This is a genomic window from Tamlana sp. 2_MG-2023 (genome assembly GCF_030548465.1).
Lineage (GTDB): Bacteria > Bacteroidota > Bacteroidia > Flavobacteriales > Flavobacteriaceae > Pseudotamlana.
The window spans coordinates 1-17,859 of sequence record NZ_JAUOSF010000013.1; the positions used below are offsets into that span (position 1 = coordinate 1).

The 17,859-nt window shown below is 35.7% G+C and carries 4 protein-coding genes and 1 pseudogene; 3 read left to right on the forward strand and 2 right to left on the reverse strand.

Features of this window, described 5'->3' with window-relative positions:
* From Q4566_RS15140 to Q4566_RS15150, 3 genes and pseudogenes are all read left to right on the forward strand, one after another.
* A pseudogene (locus tag Q4566_RS15140) lies at positions 1-1,456 on the forward strand (hypothetical protein); the annotation flags it as partial.
* 451 nt (positions 1,457-1,907) lie between these two features.
* The gene (locus Q4566_RS15145; protein WP_303423033.1) at positions 1,908-16,001 is read left to right on the forward strand and encodes a T9SS type B sorting domain-containing protein; all 14,094 of its coding nucleotides are present in this window, start codon (positions 1,908-1,910) and stop codon (positions 15,999-16,001) included.
* 35 nt (positions 16,002-16,036) lie between these two features.
* Positions 16,037-17,017 carry a type IX secretion system membrane protein PorP/SprF gene (locus Q4566_RS15150; protein ID WP_303423036.1) on the forward strand — a complete coding sequence of 327 codons (981 nt, stop codon included), beginning with the start codon at positions 16,037-16,039 and terminating at the stop codon, positions 17,015-17,017.
* Between the two features lie 126 nt (positions 17,018-17,143).
* Here the strand turns inward: Q4566_RS15150 and Q4566_RS15155 are convergent, their stop codons facing one another.
* Entirely contained in the window at positions 17,144-17,476 is a 333-nt protein-coding gene (locus tag Q4566_RS15155) for a CCC motif membrane protein (protein WP_303423039.1), read from the reverse strand.
* A 10-nt stretch (positions 17,477-17,486) separates the two neighbouring features.
* A complete protein-coding gene (locus Q4566_RS15160; RefSeq protein WP_368506605.1) occupies positions 17,487-17,771 on the reverse strand; it encodes a DUF2752 domain-containing protein in 285 nt (94 codons plus the stop codon).
* Positions 17,772-17,859: the final 88 nt, after the last annotated feature.

The following is a 17,859-nucleotide window of genomic DNA, read 5'->3' on the forward strand; positions in this document are numbered from 1 at the left end:
ACGACTTCAAGAAGAACAAGCAGCATTGGCCTTAGCAGAAGAAGAGCGATTAAGAAAAGCAGAAGAGGCACGTTTAGCAGAAGAGGCTCGAGTTAAGGCGGAACAAGAAGCCGCGGCGTTGGCAGAAGCGGAACGTTTAAGAATAGCAGAAGAAGAGCGATTAGCAGAAGAAAGACGACTTCAAGAAGAACAAGCAGCATTGGCCTTAGCAGAAGAAGAGCGATTAAGAAAAGCAGAAGAGGCACGTTTAGAAGAAGCGGCAGCGTTGGCCGAAGCGGAACGTTTAAGAATAGTAGAAGAAGAGCGATTAGCAGAAGAAAGACGTCTTCAAGAAGAACAAGCAGCATTGGCTTTAGCAGAAGAAGAGCGATTAAGAAAAGCAGAAGAGGCACGTTTAGCTGAAGAAGCACGAGTTAAGGCGGAACAAGAAGCGGCAGCGTTGGCCGAAGCGGAACGTTTGAGAATAGAAAAAGAAGCTAATCTGATAAGTGAAGCCGAGCGTCTTAAGGTTGAAGAAGCAGCGGCATTAGCAGAAGCAGCTAAACTGAAAGCACAAAAAGAAGAAGACTTAAGAGCTATTGTACCTACTGATGAGGCTACTAAAATGATGAATGACGTTGCGAGATCGGCATTTGAATCAAGTAAGGAGCAACAAGAGTTAATTGATCAATTGAAGGAAAAAGTTGCTATTAAACAACAGGATTTAGACGATTTAATTGAAGAAAATAATTTAAGCGAACAAGGTATTGTTAAAGCTCCGAAAGCATTTAAAAGTATTTCTGCAGAAAACAGAGAATTGGAGAATTTAACTATGCAAATAGACAATATTGTAGCTGCTCAAAACAATAAGATTAGACGACTAGATAGGATTTATAAAGAGCGATTAAGTGATGTTCCTGATGTAAACGATGCAACGAATAAATTCTACAAAAGAAAAATTGAAGAGTTAAAAGCACAGCAGGTTGAAGTTTTCAAAATAAGAGAGGGATCCATCTTTAAAATTGAAGAATTGAAAGAAGAGATTAAAGAGGAGAGAAAACGTAGAATTAAGCGAGCACTTTATGATAATGATCAAGAAAGGTATCAAAAAGATAGAGCAGCACTTAATGTTATTAGACAAAATACACCATTAAGTTCTGAACCAATAACAGCAGACGATTTTGATTACGGCGAGGAATTAAGTAATATTCAAATTGTTAAAGGAGTTAAGAATATCGATGAAGGGTATTATATGGTAGTGGCTGTACATTCTGACATTGATAAAAGAGATGAGTTCCTTAGTAAAGCAGTAGCTGCAGGACAAAAGGATATCAATTTCTTCTTTGATGTAAATACTAGTAAATACTATATTTATTATGAAAACTATGACTCTATGAATGATGCTCAAAATGCATTAAACAAGAAAGGAAATAAATCATTCAATGGTAAGATGTCTATAGTTAAGATAGAAAAGTAGATTTCTGAAATTGTTAAAGTTTTTGAAAAAACATCGGCTTAAATAGTCGATGTTTTTTTGTGAATTATTTAAGGGTTTTTTCTCTTATAATCATATAAAAATTTAAGAGTAATATTTAATAAAACCCAGTATGTAGGATTATTTCTACTAAAGTTTTCATTATTCCATACTAAAGGTGTTGTTTTATCGATAAAATGCATAATTTTTATAAACTCTATGTTCTGTTCCGAAATATTTTACGATATTTATAACGTTAAAAACCGTTAAAAAACCAAAAATACAGTTTAAATACATGTTTCCATGTGCTGGAAGTGCCGTAGAAGCGTGATATAGCTTGGTTTATATTGTGTTATTCAGTTGAATAATCTAAGTAAACGCCCCAAACCTAACCAACATGAAAAAAACTACTTTTTCGAAGTTTACACCTTTTTTGTGCGCATTTTTGTCAATAATGGCAAAACCACTTTTTGTTATAAAAAAATGGAATGTCACATTCGTTTTATTGTTTTTTATGGCTTTAATAGCACAAGAAGCCGCTGGTCAAGTTGCTGTACCTTTTACAGCACGTGAATTGGCTCCTGGAGAAACAAGCATTCGTGTAAAAGGGGATATTGAGCTAATTGGTAATAGTATTATCAAAGGAAAAGGAAGTACTTATGACCTTCCTTACAATGGCGGTACCAATAATAATAATGTTGATGCTGAATATATTGATATTGATGGAGATTCTAGTACATTTAGTTCAAGTTCTGCGGGTTTAAATACGAATATAACTTGTAAACAAATAATTTATGCTGGTTTGTATTGGGCTTCTGCTTACCCTAATGGGGTTGGAGCTGGTACTGGTTCTTCTTTTGGAGGGACACCTCGAGAAGACGATTGGAATAAAATAAAATTCAAATTACCTACAGGAGGCTATATTGACTTAGAGGCCACTGGAGACGAAATTATTCTAGATGGTTTAACTGCTGATTATATAACTGAGGAAGGTCCAATAAAAGATGGTCCCATTGTATGTTATAAAAATGTTACAAGTTTATTACAAGGTTTAACTGATGCTGATGGAACCTATACTGTTGGAAACTTGAGAGCCACTCAAGGGAAAAGAAATGGTGGCTGTGCAGGTGGTTGGACACTTGTAGTAATTTACGAGAGTCCAGATTTACCAAGCAAGTTTATTTCAACTTTTGATGGATATGCTGTGGTACAAAGTTCACAAGCTGATATAGATATAAATATTTCTGGTTTTCAAACTTTACCAAATGGTCTTCCGGTTAATGCCAAGATTGGTGTTGCTTCTTTAGAGGGAGATCTAGGTCTAGGTGGCGATACGTTTCAGTTTAAAGCAAGTTCAAATTCTAATTTTACACCATTATTTGATGCTTTAAACCCAAATAATAATTTTTTTAACTCTAGGATTACTCGCGAAGGAGTTTATATGACCGATAGAAACCCAAATAGTGAGAATTCACTAGGTTTTGATATTAAAAATATAATATTACCTAATAATGGAAATGCTGTTCTTCCTAATGATGAAACGGCAGGAACATTAAAACTTACAACTTCAGGTGATGGTATTGGTCCATTTCTTACAACTTTTGCTGTTGATATTATTGAGCCAAAAGTGGTATTAACTAAAGCCGTTCAGAATGCGGCAGGCGATGATATTGGAGGAGGCGTTGTAGATTTGGGCGACGAGTTAAAATATGTTATCTCTATTGAGAATATTGGTAATGATGACGCTCAAGGTTTAACCATTAGAGATGCACTCCCTATTAATATTGATTTCAATTACCCAGGAGATATTGATTTTGTAACGCCAGGAATTACGCATACTTATGATGCTGCAACAAAAGAAATGGTGTTTACAATACCTGATCATTTAGTTACAAAAAAAGAAGGGCCTACAGATATTGATATTTCAGAAATAATATTTAGTGTAAAGGTTGTTCAGTCCTGTAATGAGCTTAGTGACGCCTGTTCAAACATTATTAGAAATCAAGCTTTTGCAACATACAGAGGGGTAACAAATAACACATATGAAATCACTGAAGAACCTAGTTACGAATTTAACGAAAGTAATAACTGTATATTAGCCCCACAAGCCACTAACTTTTTGGCTGATATTGATCATTGTACTTTTGAGGAAGATGTTATTTTATGTGGTGAAAGTACTGAGATTACTGCACCTGATGGTTACGACTCTTATTTATGGTCTACAGATCCAAACTTTAATGATAGCAGTCAAAACTTAGGAACAGGTCAAAGTCTAGATATAACTTCTACAGGTACCTATTACGTTAGAAATACAGCTATAGCTCCTTGTCAATCCACTAATAAACAGTTCGAAGTAACCTATTTTGGTGGTCTAGTTGGTAATCCAGTTGCTCCTTATGCAGATGAAGTTGTAGAGTGTGGTAATGATGGTTCTCAATTGCCTAATTTCTATTTGTGTGGTTTAAATGATGTTAGAAATATTCAAACCTCATTAACGAATTACGAAAGTATAATTTGGGAGAAACTTGATGAAACAAGTTGTAATGCTGTTACACAAGAAAACTGTGCTAACACAGATTCTGCATGTCAATGGAATTTTTTAAGTGCCGGACCTAATTTTGATTTGAAAGAATCTGGAGAATACCGATTAACTATTGAGTATGAAGGTGGATGTTTTAATCAATTCTATTTTAATTCTTATACCAATTTATTAAACCCTGATATTGTAACTCAGGACATTATTTGTAACACTAAAGGAAATATTACCGTAAATAATATACCTTCTGGTTACGAGTTTAGTTTCGATGGTGGTGCTTACAGTGAAGAAAATAGTTATGAAGTTAGTACCCCGGGTATACATAATGTAAAAATTAAGCAAGAGGGAGTTGATGTTAACCCTTGTGTGTTCGAATATAACGTTACTATTGATGAATTTGAACCTCAATTGGAGGTTACTTCTTTTAATACAACATGTTACGGCGATGTAAATGGTCGTATAAAATTAAGTGTTAATGGTGGGAATAATAATAAATACCGCTATGAGATTACCGAAGGCGGTAGTAATAAAGGAGATTCAAATTGGGTTGCAGATAAAACTTTTGAATTTAGCGACCTTACGCCTGGAACTTATGATATTAAAGTTTCACTAGAAGATGGTTGTATCTTTACAGATACGGTGGACATTATTGCACCAGACGATTTACTTTTAAGTACTTCATCTTCGCCAATTACTTGTGAGAATGGAATAGTTAGTATTACCGCTTCTGGAGGAGTTCCAGATTATTCTTTTGTTGATTTAAGCGAACCTCATAATATTCAAGATACTGGACTTTTTGAAGTGGATACCCCAGGAATCTATAATTATAGAGTTACAGATGCGAACGGTTGTACTGCAGATGTAACAGTAGATGTTAAGCAAATTGCACCTCCAACTTTTACTGTAGCTGGTACGGATTTAGCATGTTATGGTGATGTTTCTGCACAAATTGAATTCGACGTGACCAATGCTAATGGTTATGCGATTGAATATAGTATTGATAATGGAGCGAGTTATGCTAGCAATGCAATTTTTCCAAACCTATCTGTAGGGACTTACACAACCAGGATTAAATATTCGTTGAATGGTGTAGAATGTTTAAGTCCAGTGACTGACGTTATTATTGATGGACCTGATGATGCTCTAACAGCTTCTGCAGGTGTGTCAGAATTGGCCGGTTGTGGTACTAATGGAGAAGGAACAGTAAGAATAACAAACCCGCAAGGGGGAGAGCCTCCATATGAGTATAGTTTTGATAATCAGTCTAGTTGGACCCTTTCAAATAGTGCTGAAGTTTTACCTGGAACTTACACTTTATATATAAGAGATTCGGCGGGCTGTATTTTTACAATGACAGATATAGTTCTTGATCAAGAACCTGAAGCTCCTGTTATTGATGATGATATAAATCCAGAATACAATTGTGACGGAACAGCCAATGCGACAGTTAATGTGACGAACAACGGAGGTTCTAATTTTGATTACACCTACTTACTTGATGGTGTAGAAAACCCGAATACAACCGACCCTACAACGTTCTTAAATGTTCCTGATGGTAATCATACAATAACCGTTCAATACGAATTATTAGATGTTCCTACCTTTAGTAACTTGTTATTAGAAACTTTTGGTTCGGGTGATGACACCCAATCGCCTGGTATCAATACAGCTTTTTATTGTTTTGAATATCAGCAAGCACCACCTTATTGTAAAGGTCAGCAAAACATTCAAGATGGAGATTATTCTGTAACTGCTCACATCGAGTCTCCTTATGGTGACTGGAGCCAACCAGGAGATCATACGTCTAATAATGTAGATGTTAAAGGACGATCATTGGTGGTAAATATTGGAGATCAATTACCAGAAGATGATGTACTTTACAAAAAGACTATTAATGATATAATTCCAAATCAACCTATTAATTTTGAGCTTTTTGTTTATAACCTGATGCAGAGTCATACCACAAAGTATGATCCGAATTTAACCATTGCTTTAGTGGATGGTTTAGGAAATGAAATTTCAAGTTTTGCTACAGGAAATGTACCTAAGTCAGAACAGTGGGAAATTTATCCAAAAACGCCAATAACCTTAAACCCTGGGAATAATACCACTTTAGAATTTCTGGTGCGTTCTACGGTTAGACAAACGAATGGTAACGATGTCGCGATAGATGATATTAGAGTGTATCAGTTGCCAAAAAGCTGTATCGACGAAGTAGAGTTCCCTATAGTTATAGAAGCTGAAAAAGCATTTAATGCAGATGTTGTTAGTGTTGCTGATGTCACTTGTCATGGCGCTTCCGATGGAATCATTACCATTTCTGCAACTAATTTTGATACCACAAACGGTTATCAATATTCTATTGATAATGGAACGACATGGAATACTGTAACCACATCTCCATTTGATATTGAAAATTTAGATGATAATGGTGGAACCCCGTACAATGTACAAATACGTTACGATGCCACTTCGTCGGGTTGTGAAGTGTCTATTCCACAAACTATCAGTACTCCGGCTGAAATTGTTTTAAATATTGATGCTACACCTATTACTTGTATTAGTAATTCAACAATAACAGCTACAACTACGGGTGGTACGGCCCCATATACTTATGATTTAATCGATATTAATACGGCCTCTACAATTGATTCGCAGACGAATGGTATTTTTACTAATGTATTAGAAGGTGATTATACCGTACGTGTAACAGACGCCAATAGTTGTACTAGTGATTCTGCAGATATTAATTTATCAGGAGCGACGGCGCCAACAGCGAGTTTGGTTAATGTAAATTACTGCTATGACGCGACAAACGGTGCTACTTTAGAAGTATCAGCTTCAAACGGTCAGCCTGGTTACCAGTACAGTATTAATGGAAGTCCTTTTGCTTCTGATAACACTTTTAACAACCTAACACCTGGTACTTATACAATAACTGTAAGAGATGCAAATGGATGTGAGGTGACCTTACCAGTAGAAACTATAGAACCTCAGGTTCATGTTCAGATTCAATTAGATAAGGTTCTAGATTGTTCACCTGCTCCAGATGCGCGTATTAGCGTGAATATAACTGATGGGTACCCATCATATGAATATTCATATTCTGATGATAACGGCCTAACGTATTCAACACCAACTTCTACAGGAAACTCATTTGCATATTTAACAGATCAACCAGGAACCTATATTTTTAGAGTAACCGATGATAACGATTGTGAAGCATTTTCTAATGCAGTAATAATAAACCCTATATCAAATCCAACAGCCACAACTGTAGATGTTAAGCCAAGTTGTAATGGAAACGCGAATGGTTCGTATGAAATTGTAGCTTCAGGAGGGCAAGCGCCTTATCAATATAGTGTTGATGGTGGAACTACATTTACTTCCAACACGTCATACACAGGTTTAGCTGATGGCATTTATAATTATATTGTTCGAGATGCTTTAGGTTGTGATTTTAGTGGTTCGGTTACATTAACGGCACCAACGGCATTGGTAGCTACTGCTTCGGCTACAACCTTAAGTTGTGATTCAAGCAACGCTGAACAAGCAGCCGTAGTAACCATTGATTTACCAACAACAGGAACAGCGCCATATACTTACAGTTTTAATGCAGGAACCAGTTATAGCAATACGAATACACTTTCGGTTTATGATGATGGAACGGTGCAAACCATAAACTACTCAGTAAAAGATGCGAATGGTTGTGTTGCTAGTGATTCATTAGATATTAATCCTTTAGATTCACCTACAGATTTAGACTTTGTAGCTTCAGACATTACTTGTAAACCAGGAGAAACATCTTCTGAAGTTACAATAACATCAACTGGTGGTGTTGGAACTTTAGTTTATGAGATTTTAAACCCTGCTTCTGCTACAACAAATGTAACAGGAAGAGATACGGGTATTTTTACAGGATTAGATTCCGGTACCTATGTGTTTAAAGTGACTGATGATAATGGTTGTTCATATACTGAAGCTTATACAGTGGGTAACGTTACACCAATTGCACTTATCGCGAGAAAAGATAGCGATGTATTGTGCTTTGGAGATGCTACTGGGGCAATAGAATTAGAAGTGTCAGGTTTTTCAAGCAGTTATAATTATACTATCAATGGCGGTTCAGTTATATCTGGAGAAACATCTACTGTAGTTCCATTGGGAACTTTAACAGCAGGTACTTATACTTTTGTAGTTGAAGATGAAACTACGGGTTGTACAGATTCAGCTTCTATAACTATTGGTGGACCTACCTCAGCATTGACTATAGATTCAGCAACAGGAACAAATGTATTCTGTACTGATGATACATCTAAAATTACAGTAGTGGCATCAGGAGGAACTCCCAACTATGGTTATGCTGCAGTTGTTAATGGAGCTACTGCACCAACTACTTTTGGAACTAATGATGTGGTTACCGTAGACACGAATTCAAATGCTAATCTTGTTTGGGATGTTTATGTTGAAGATCAAAACGGTTGTGTTGAATTCACGACAGTAACACTAACTGCAGACCCAACACCTACGGTAAGTATTCCATCCTTACCAACAAATCAATGTTCGGCGACAACAGGCTTTACTTTTGATGCTACAGCAACCGGAACAGCACCATTAACCTATAGTATAGATGGTGGGGCGACATATCAATCAAGTCCAACATTTACGATAAATACTCCAGGTACTTATACTGTTCGTGTAAAAGATGCTAATGGATGTACGTCTGATAGTGGTGATGTTAATATTTACACGCCTTTAACTGGTAGTGCAAGTTTAGTTAAAGATATTACTTGTGAACTAGGAAATGAAGATGCCATTATTGGACTTTCAGTTTCTGATGGAAATCCAAATACAACAGCTCCTTATTATTCTTATGAAGTTTCTACAGATGCAGGATCAACGTATACAGATATTACAGGCTCTATTACAGCTGCTTCAGAGTATAGCACTGGGACTCCAGGAACATACCAATTTAGATATACAGACGCTAACGGATGTCAGTTTGAAACAGCAGGAATAACTGTGAATGCTACAACGCCTCCAGTAATTGATAGCGTGAGTAACATTCAAACTATAAATTGTAATGGAGAAGAGACCGCTTCGATTGAGATAAATCATTCATCAGGCTTTGGAACTGTAGTTTATAATGTATATAACGATACAGAGTCAAGAGATTACGGTACTCAAACTTCTGGTTTAGATGCAGGAGTTTACACCATTACTATAACAGATGATAAAGGATGTATAGATACTCTAACGCATACTATTAGTGAGCCAGACCCTATTGATTTTAACCTTACTAAAGTTGATATTACTTGTGACGCTACTGTAGGTACCGGAGGAACAACTTTAGGTTCTATTTCTGTAGAAAATGTAACAGGAGGTACAGAGAGTTTTGAATATTATATTACTAATAATTTTGGAGATGTTATTGCTGGAAATCCATATGGAGCTACTGCTAGAGAAGATCATACTTTTACAATTATAAATTATGGTATTTATACTGTTAATGTTGTAGATTCTAATGGTTGTAGTTTATCGAAACAAATTACAATGGCTTCTCCACCTTCAGATTTAGTAATAGATGTAACTTCATTTACTTCAGATTGCTCTAGTGGTGGTACAGCTGTAGTTGAAGTAGTTTCAACTGTTGGTAGTGGAAGTTATGAGTTTGCTATATTAGAATCAAATATACCTCCTTATTCGAGTAGTTATTCCCCTTCCGATATAGGAACACCTACTATAAAAACATTTGATAATTTAGTTCCTGGTAGAACTTATACCTTTGTGGTTTATGACACTGTAACAACTTGTTATTATGTGAAAAATGCAGATACAGCTATTGCTCCTGCATCATCAATGACATCTACGGTGGAACCACACCACGTAACCTGTAAAGGAGAAAGTGATGGTAGTGTAACATTTACATTAGATGGATATGACAGTTCAACAAGTTCTGTTGATTATCAAATATTTGATGCTACAAATAATGCAGTGGCGGGTGCTACAGGAGGAAATGTGTCAGTTTCTGGAACACCAGTTACTGTAACAATTCCAAATCCGGGTACATTATCACCGGGAGGTTATCATATTGTCTTTACTGAAAATGGAACAGGTTCATTTGATGGTTGTAAATCAGCTTCAGCCGTTTTTGATATTTTTGAATCTGCGATTGAATTAGACCTTACAGCGTCTTCAACAAGAAATGAAAACTGTAATGAATTAGGTGTTATTTCCGCAGTAGCTCAAAATGGTACTGCTCCTTATGAGTATATGGTATTAGACCAATCAGCAACTGCACCAGATGCTTCAACTCCAGGATGGGATGGTGCTTCTACTTATGAGCGTTCAGCCGGAATTTATACAGTATACGTTAAAGATGCATATGGTTGTATTAAAGAAGAAGATGTTACGGTTACAAAAGATGCCGAGCCAACAATCAACAACGTTGCGCAACAATGTTTTGATGGAAACTCGTTTGATATAACACTATCAGGTACTACTTTTGATACTAATGCAACCTACGCGATAGGTACAGGTGGTGTAGCAGGAGCGTATACCACAAATGATACTTTTTCAATAACCGCTGCAGGAACTTATGATCTTTTTATAAAAGATGCTAATGGTTGTGTTGCGAGTACTACTTATGTGGTAGAAACACCACTTGTGTTAGATGCTGTAATTACTAAGGAGTTAGATTGTACAACTAATCCTGATGCAGAAATCACATTAACACCAAGCGGAGGGGTTTCTCCTAGTTCATATTCTTATGAAGTTAATTATAATGGTTTAGGTTACTCGTCAATACTTGGTACACCATATGCGGCAACCGCACCAGGAACTTATCAATTTAGAATAACAAACGATCAAACGTGTATAGCTGTATCAACAGTAGTGACTGTAGACCCAATAGTTTATCCTGTAATAGATTCAGCAATCGCTTCGGAAGTAAGTTGTATTGGAGAATCAGATGCTAGTATTGTGGTAACAGCAAGTTCAGGAGTACCACCTTATACTTATAGTATAGATAATGGGTTAAATTTCCAAGGTTCAAATGTATTTGATAATTTACCAGCAGGTACTTACGATGTGGTTGTTATGGATAGTAAAAGCTGTCAATCTACACCAGCAACACAAGTAGTAATAGCAGATCCAACCGCGGTAGTAGCTAGTGCAGTAGTAACTGATGGTCTAGTTTGTGGTCCAGGTAATGTAAAACAAAATGCTTTAGTTACTGTTTCAGGAACTGGCGGTACTGGAACTTATAGTTATAGTTTTGATGGCGTAAATTACTCGTCTACTAACACTTATAATACTAATTTATCTGGAACTGTTAATTACTGGGTAAAAGATTCAAATGGATGTATCGACGTTAATTCAATAGTTATTGATGATATTACGCCACCAAGTGATATGGATTTTACACAATCTACAGTAACCTGTATTGTTCCAAGCAGTATAGTAACGATTACAAGTGTAACACATGGTGTCGCTCCATATACTTATGAAATTCTAGCACCAACAGGAGCAATAATATCAAATGGTACTAATAATGTATTTACAGGTTTAGCTCCAGATACTTATGCTTTTAGAGTAACAGATGCAAATGGTTGTTATTACGATGAAAGTTTCACTGTAGACCCTGCAGTAGATATTAATGTTACTGGAACAGTAGATACTGACGTTGCCTGTTTTGGAGGAAACCAAGGTTCTGCAACTTTTACAGTTTCAAATGTACCTGCAAGTTCAAGCTATACGGCTATTTTAACTACTGGAGCAGGTACTATTGCTACATCAGGAAATACAGTTAATCTAACTGGTTTAATTGCAGGTAACTATACAATCGAGATTACAGATGATACAACAGGTTGTACAGATACTGCAGATTTCGCTATAACTGAACCTACTGATTTAACTATTGATAATGTTTCAGCAACTAATGTACACTGTAATAATTATTTTTCTCAATTAACAGTAACAGCCTTAGGCGGTACACCAAGTTATAGTTATGCAGCTGTAGTTACAGGAGGTACGCCTTCTGCTAGTGATTATTCACTTAATGGAGATGTAATTACTGTTGATACTAATAACGGTACAAATTTAGTTTGGGATGTGTATGTTAAAGATGCCAATGATATTTGTATTGAAATGACTACGGTAACTGTTGATGAATATGAAGCACCATCGGTAACTGTTGATGCCAATGCAGTTTGTTCAATATCAGAGAATGGTTTTGAGTTTACAGCTACAAATACAACAGATCTTGCTTTAGGTTTTGGTCCATTTGAATATTCAATAGGAACCGGTTACCAATCAAGTCCAACATTTTCAGGCTTAACACCTGGAGACTATACGGTAACAATTAAAGATGGTAACGGTTGTACTGCAGATAGTGGTATTATAACAGTTCACCCTGCTATTGACGTTAAACTAGATGTCGTTTCATTACCTACTTGTGGAAACAATGATGGGGAAATATTAGTAACAGGATCTGGAGGTTCAGGTTTAGCAAATTATAGCTATACTATTAATCCTTCAATAGGAACTTCGCCTACTGTAACAGGATTTACAGGATTAGCAGCTTCAACAACTTATACCGTTACAATTCTAGATGGTATAACTGGATGTGAAAAAGATGCGACAATTACTTTAGAAGCTCCAACACCGGTAACATTTACAACTACGTCTACAGAGACAAGTTGTAATGGTGGAATGGATGGAACTATAACTGTTGACTTACCAGCGACTAATGATAATCCTATTTATACTTATACCTTAGATGATGGTGTTAATACACCAATATCTCAAACTTCGAATGTATTTTATGGATTAGCTGAAGGAACGTATAATATTACCGTGACTTCTGAAAGAGGTTGTGAATTAACATCACCTCAATATGTTGGTCAACCTGATCAAATTGTTGTTCCAGACCCAGCTGTAGTTCAATATGCTTGTAATGTTGGTACAAACACATCTAATTATGCAACTATTACGGTAGCTGAAACAGCTATTACTGGTGGTTCAGGAAACTACACGATATTTGAGTTTTATAGAAATAATGCACTTGTTCAACGTTCGACTAGTAATATTTACACGGAGACTGATTTATTAGGAGGTACCTACTATGTTATGGTGTACGATGATAAAAGTTGTGAAGGAAGATCTATCGATGTCGATATAAATCCGTTTATATCTATTGAAGACTTAACGGTTAATGTTAATGATGCTATTACATGTACAACTCTTGAAGAAATTACAGTTTCTGTAACGCCTAATGGAGGGACTCCTAATTTAGAATATACAGTGGTTGAAATTGAATCGGATGGAACCCCTGTTTTTGGAGGATATTCAGAATCAAACACGACAGGTGTTTTTGCAGGAGCAGAAGGACTTCATATTGCAAACTATTTAGTAACGGTTGAAAATACAGATACAAACTGTATCTTAAGAAAATACCATTATGTAAGCGATCCAAATACTTTCGATTTAACTATTGATAATGTAGTGAATATTACTTGTTTTGGTGCTAATGATGGTGCTGTTAATGTTGAGTTCATTGATCTAACACCTACAGATGATTCTGGACCATTTAGTTATGAGGTTACAGATGCTTTAGGTACCGTAGTATCAAACGGAACAACGCTAAATTCAGGTCCAGAAACACTCTTTGGTTTAGAGTCAGGAACCTATACGATAACGGCTACTTTAGATAACAGACCAAATTGTGAGGTTAGTAAAGCCTTTACGATCAATGGTCCTACAACAGCTTTAGCTGCCTTAGCAACGCATACAGATATAACATGTGATTTAGCAAATGGTACCATTACTGCGAGTGCTACAGGTGGATGGCCAGGAGGTTATGAATATCAGTTAGAAAAAGTAGGGGGTGCGTCGACGGCATTTAGTTCTACATTTACATTTCTTGGCTTAGATGCTGGAGAATACAACGTAAATGTTAAAGATTCGAGTGGTTGTATTGCAACTACAACGGTTCAACTTGATGATCCTTCACCAATTCTATTTACCGCTACTCCGGATATGATAGTGTTGAATTGTTTTGGAGATAGTAATGCAACTATAAATGTTACTAATACTATTGGTGGTCAAGGTTCTAATTATACATATGTCTTAAATAAAATTGCACCAGTTGCCAGTCAGACAGGACCACAAACAACAACTAGTTTTACAGGATTAAGTGCAGGTACTTATAACGTAACGGTTAGAGATGGTTGGAACTGTTCGACCACTTCAACTAATATTATAATAGATGAACCTTCAACGATATTAAGTGATTTGGTTATTGCAAGCACACAAACTTGTCTTACAAAAACATCATTAACGCTTAGCGCTACTGGAGGAACAGGAGCTTATGAATATAGTGATGATCCAAACTTTGCAACTATTTCAGGTAGTTTTACCACATCCATTACTTTTGATGTAGATCCTGGTACGTATCAATACTACATAAGAGATGCTAATAATTGTGCGTCCGGTGTATCTAATAGATTAAGAATTGATCCTTTACCTCTGTTAAGTGTAGATATTGACGTAACAAACGCAATTATTAACTGTTATGGAGACAATACCGGTGTTATTGTTGCAAAGGCTCAAGGCGGATTAGGAAATTATACATATACATTGCAAGATGCATCAGGTACAGACATTACGCCAGTGGTTCAAAATAACCCAGGCGTATTTACAGAACTTGTAGCAGGAGATTATCAAGTGTATGTAACTAGTGGCGACTGTGTTATTACATCTAGACAAGTTAGTATTAGTCAACCAGCTGCTCCATTAACAGTGCAACACTTCGAAATAGATGTGGCATGTAGTGGTGGTGACGATGGTAGTATTGAAATTAGTGCTACAGGAGGAACAGGAATTATTAAGTATGCTATTTCACCAAGATTAAACCAATTCTTTGATTCTGGAATTTTTGAAAACCTAACCGTAGGTGTTTATCAAGCTGTTATCCAAGATGAATCTGGGTGTTTCGAAATTATAGATTTTACAATTGGAGAACCTACTCCTGTTATTTTAACAGAAATACCAACTTCTGTAATTCCAGAAGTTTGTTCAGGAGATCTTGACGGGGCATTTAGCATAGATATTAATGGAGGATCACTTCCATATAGTGTGACTTTAGATGATATTAATGGTAACTATACTACTGGTACAGCTACTCAAACACAGTTTGACTTTGATGGACTTGAAGGAGGTAACCATACGGTGTTTGTAGTTGATGCTCAGGGTTGTGAGTCGGAATGGGAAATTAATTTCCCAGGATCTATAAATCTAGACCCTCATGTTGCGGTTGAGTACGATTGTATAAACAATGCCTCTACAAATAGAGTGGTTGTTACGGTTGATGATAGTATTCAAGACTTAAGCCAAGTAGAATATTCATTAAACGGCGGGCCTTATCAATCAAGTAATATATTTACAGATGTACCTGGAGGTGTCGATCAATTTGTTGATGTAAAACATGCTAATGGCTGTATTAAACAAACACGATTATTTGATGTTGATCACATTACACAGTTAGAAGTTATCTTAGAAGATGGTGTATTAAATCAAATTGTAGTAACAGTAAGCGGTGGTGTTGAGCCTTATGAATATTCTTTAAACGGAGGTGCATTTAGCAGCACCGATAAGTTCTTAATCTATGAGTCTGGAGACTATACAGTTACCGTAAGAGATTTCTATGGTTGTGAAGCCTCTGCAACACGCTACTTTGAGTTTATCGATGTATGTATACCTAATTACTTTACACCAAATGATGATGGTGTATTGGATGGATGGGGTCCTGGTTGTACAATCCAATATAAAGACTTAACAGTTCAAGTTTTTGATCGTTACGGTCGTAAACTTGCCACGTTAGCTGTTAATGAAACATGGGATGGAACTTATAACGGTGAAGAATTACCTTCTGGTGATTACTGGTATGTGATTAATCTTAATGATCCACTTTATGATAAGGATTATGTTGGTCACTTTACACTTTACAGGTAGAATAATTAGTAGCAATAACCGCTGAATTAAAAATTATGCAAATAAGAAAATTTATCATATATCTAGTACTCATGGTCGTAGTGAAAAGTTATGGCCAAGAGTTGAACTTACCTGTATTTACACAGTACTTAGCAGATAATCCTTTTGTTATTTCTCCAACATATGCGGGTATTGGAGATAATGTAAAACTAAGGTTTAATGGTTTAACTCAATGGGTAGGGTTGGAGAATGCACCAGACAACCAAGCGTTTTATGGTGATGTTAGAATTGCTGATAGAACAGGTGTTGGTTTGTCTTTATATAATGATAGGAACGGAAATACACTTCAGTCAGGTTTAAAAGTATCCTTTGCACACCATATTATTTTAGATTATTATTCTAAGCAATACCTTTCTTTTGGACTTTCATACAACATGAACAGTTTTAAAATTAATATAGATAATTTTGATGGTGGCTTTGAAAATCCAATTTTAGATGCGTTTGTTACAGACGATAGACGTACCACTAATCATAACTTTGATGTCGGATTACTATATCGAAATAAAGGGTATTTTTTAAGTTTCAATGCTAATAATATTTTACCTAAAGATATTGATGAGGCGATTAGAACTTTAGAACCGAGCTTGCTACTTAATTATCAGATTTACTCGGGTATTACTCTAGGTAAAAAATATGGAAGAATAGAGTATGAGCCTTCTGTATATTATCAAATGTTTAGTTCAGATAAGCGTTCTAGTACAGATATTAACTTTAAAATAAGAAGTTATAACAGAAGGGAAGACTATATCTGGGGAGGTGTGTCATACCGTTTCTTAAATGATCAATTCTTAAAACCACTAAGTATAGGGCCAATGGCTGGTTTCCAAAAAGGCATGTTTTACTTTGCTTATGCCTATCAAGTTACCACAAATGATATTGGTGCCTATAACTCTGGAACCCACCTAGTAACTGTAGGGATAAACTTTTTACAAGGTATTAGTAATTGTCCCTGCACACAGAGTCCAATACATAATTAGACTTTTTTATAACAAATTTCAAAGTTTAGTTATTATAATAAAAACGCTATAATAGTTTAAACTAAAAAAAGTTGGTTATTTACGTATATGTAATAACCAACTTTTTTTAATAGTAATACTAGGATGTTATTCGCCTAATAATTCTTGCATTTTTTCTCGCATTAAATCTTCATCTTGTAAAGCTTCCATTCCGAAATAAGAAACCATCCAAGCTATAAATGCCATAAAAAGTATACCTAAAACAACTCCAATAATAGCTAATATTTTTCCAACTTTTACATTTTGATAACCTGTATACATTTCAGGGTTTTCAGCATATATTTTAGAGGCCTTGCTAGCTAAAATGATCGCTACTACACCAAGAATGATGCTTATAAAGCCATAACAGCCGCAAAAAGGTATTGAAAGAATCCCAAAGACTAAGATGAGTGTTGAGTTTGGTAATTTTTGTTGTTCCATAGTGTAATATTTAGTGATTTATAAAGGTTTTTATGATAAAGCTGGTAACGATAATAAAACCATTAAGTAAAGCTAATGTATTTATTATTTTGTTTCCAAACTTTAAGTTTTTAAAGGCATGAATTCCAATCATACCAAATAATAGGATAAGTGTATAAATGGCCGGATACATTTTAAATGCAGCAATAAATTCACCCTCCAGGATAAAAGCGAGAGCTCTTTGTATACCACAGCCAAAGCATTCAAAACCTAAATACTTCTTATTTAAACAAGGTAGCATGTACTCTTCCATCATGATAATTCGTAAACTAACTAATAGCTAAAATAATAAAAGATCATTAATGATTGTAGGAATCTGGGATTAACAATTTTAATAACCCCAA

What these genes read in the sequence shown, in the direction of transcription:
- Q4566_RS15145 (WP_303423033.1), top strand. Translation starts at nt 1,908, where the DNA reads ATGGCAAAACCACTTTTTGTTATAAAAAAATGGAATGTCACATTCGTT.
- Q4566_RS15150 (WP_303423036.1), top strand. Translation starts at nt 16,037, where the DNA reads ATGCAAATAAGAAAATTTATCATATATCTAGTACTCATGGTCGTAGTG.
- Q4566_RS15155 (WP_303423039.1), bottom strand. Translation starts at nt 17,476, where the DNA reads ATGGAACAACAAAAATTACCAAACTCAACACTCATCTTAGTCTTTGGG.
- Q4566_RS15160 (WP_368506605.1), bottom strand. Translation starts at nt 17,771, where the DNA reads ATGATGGAAGAGTACATGCTACCTTGTTTAAATAAGAAGTATTTAGGT.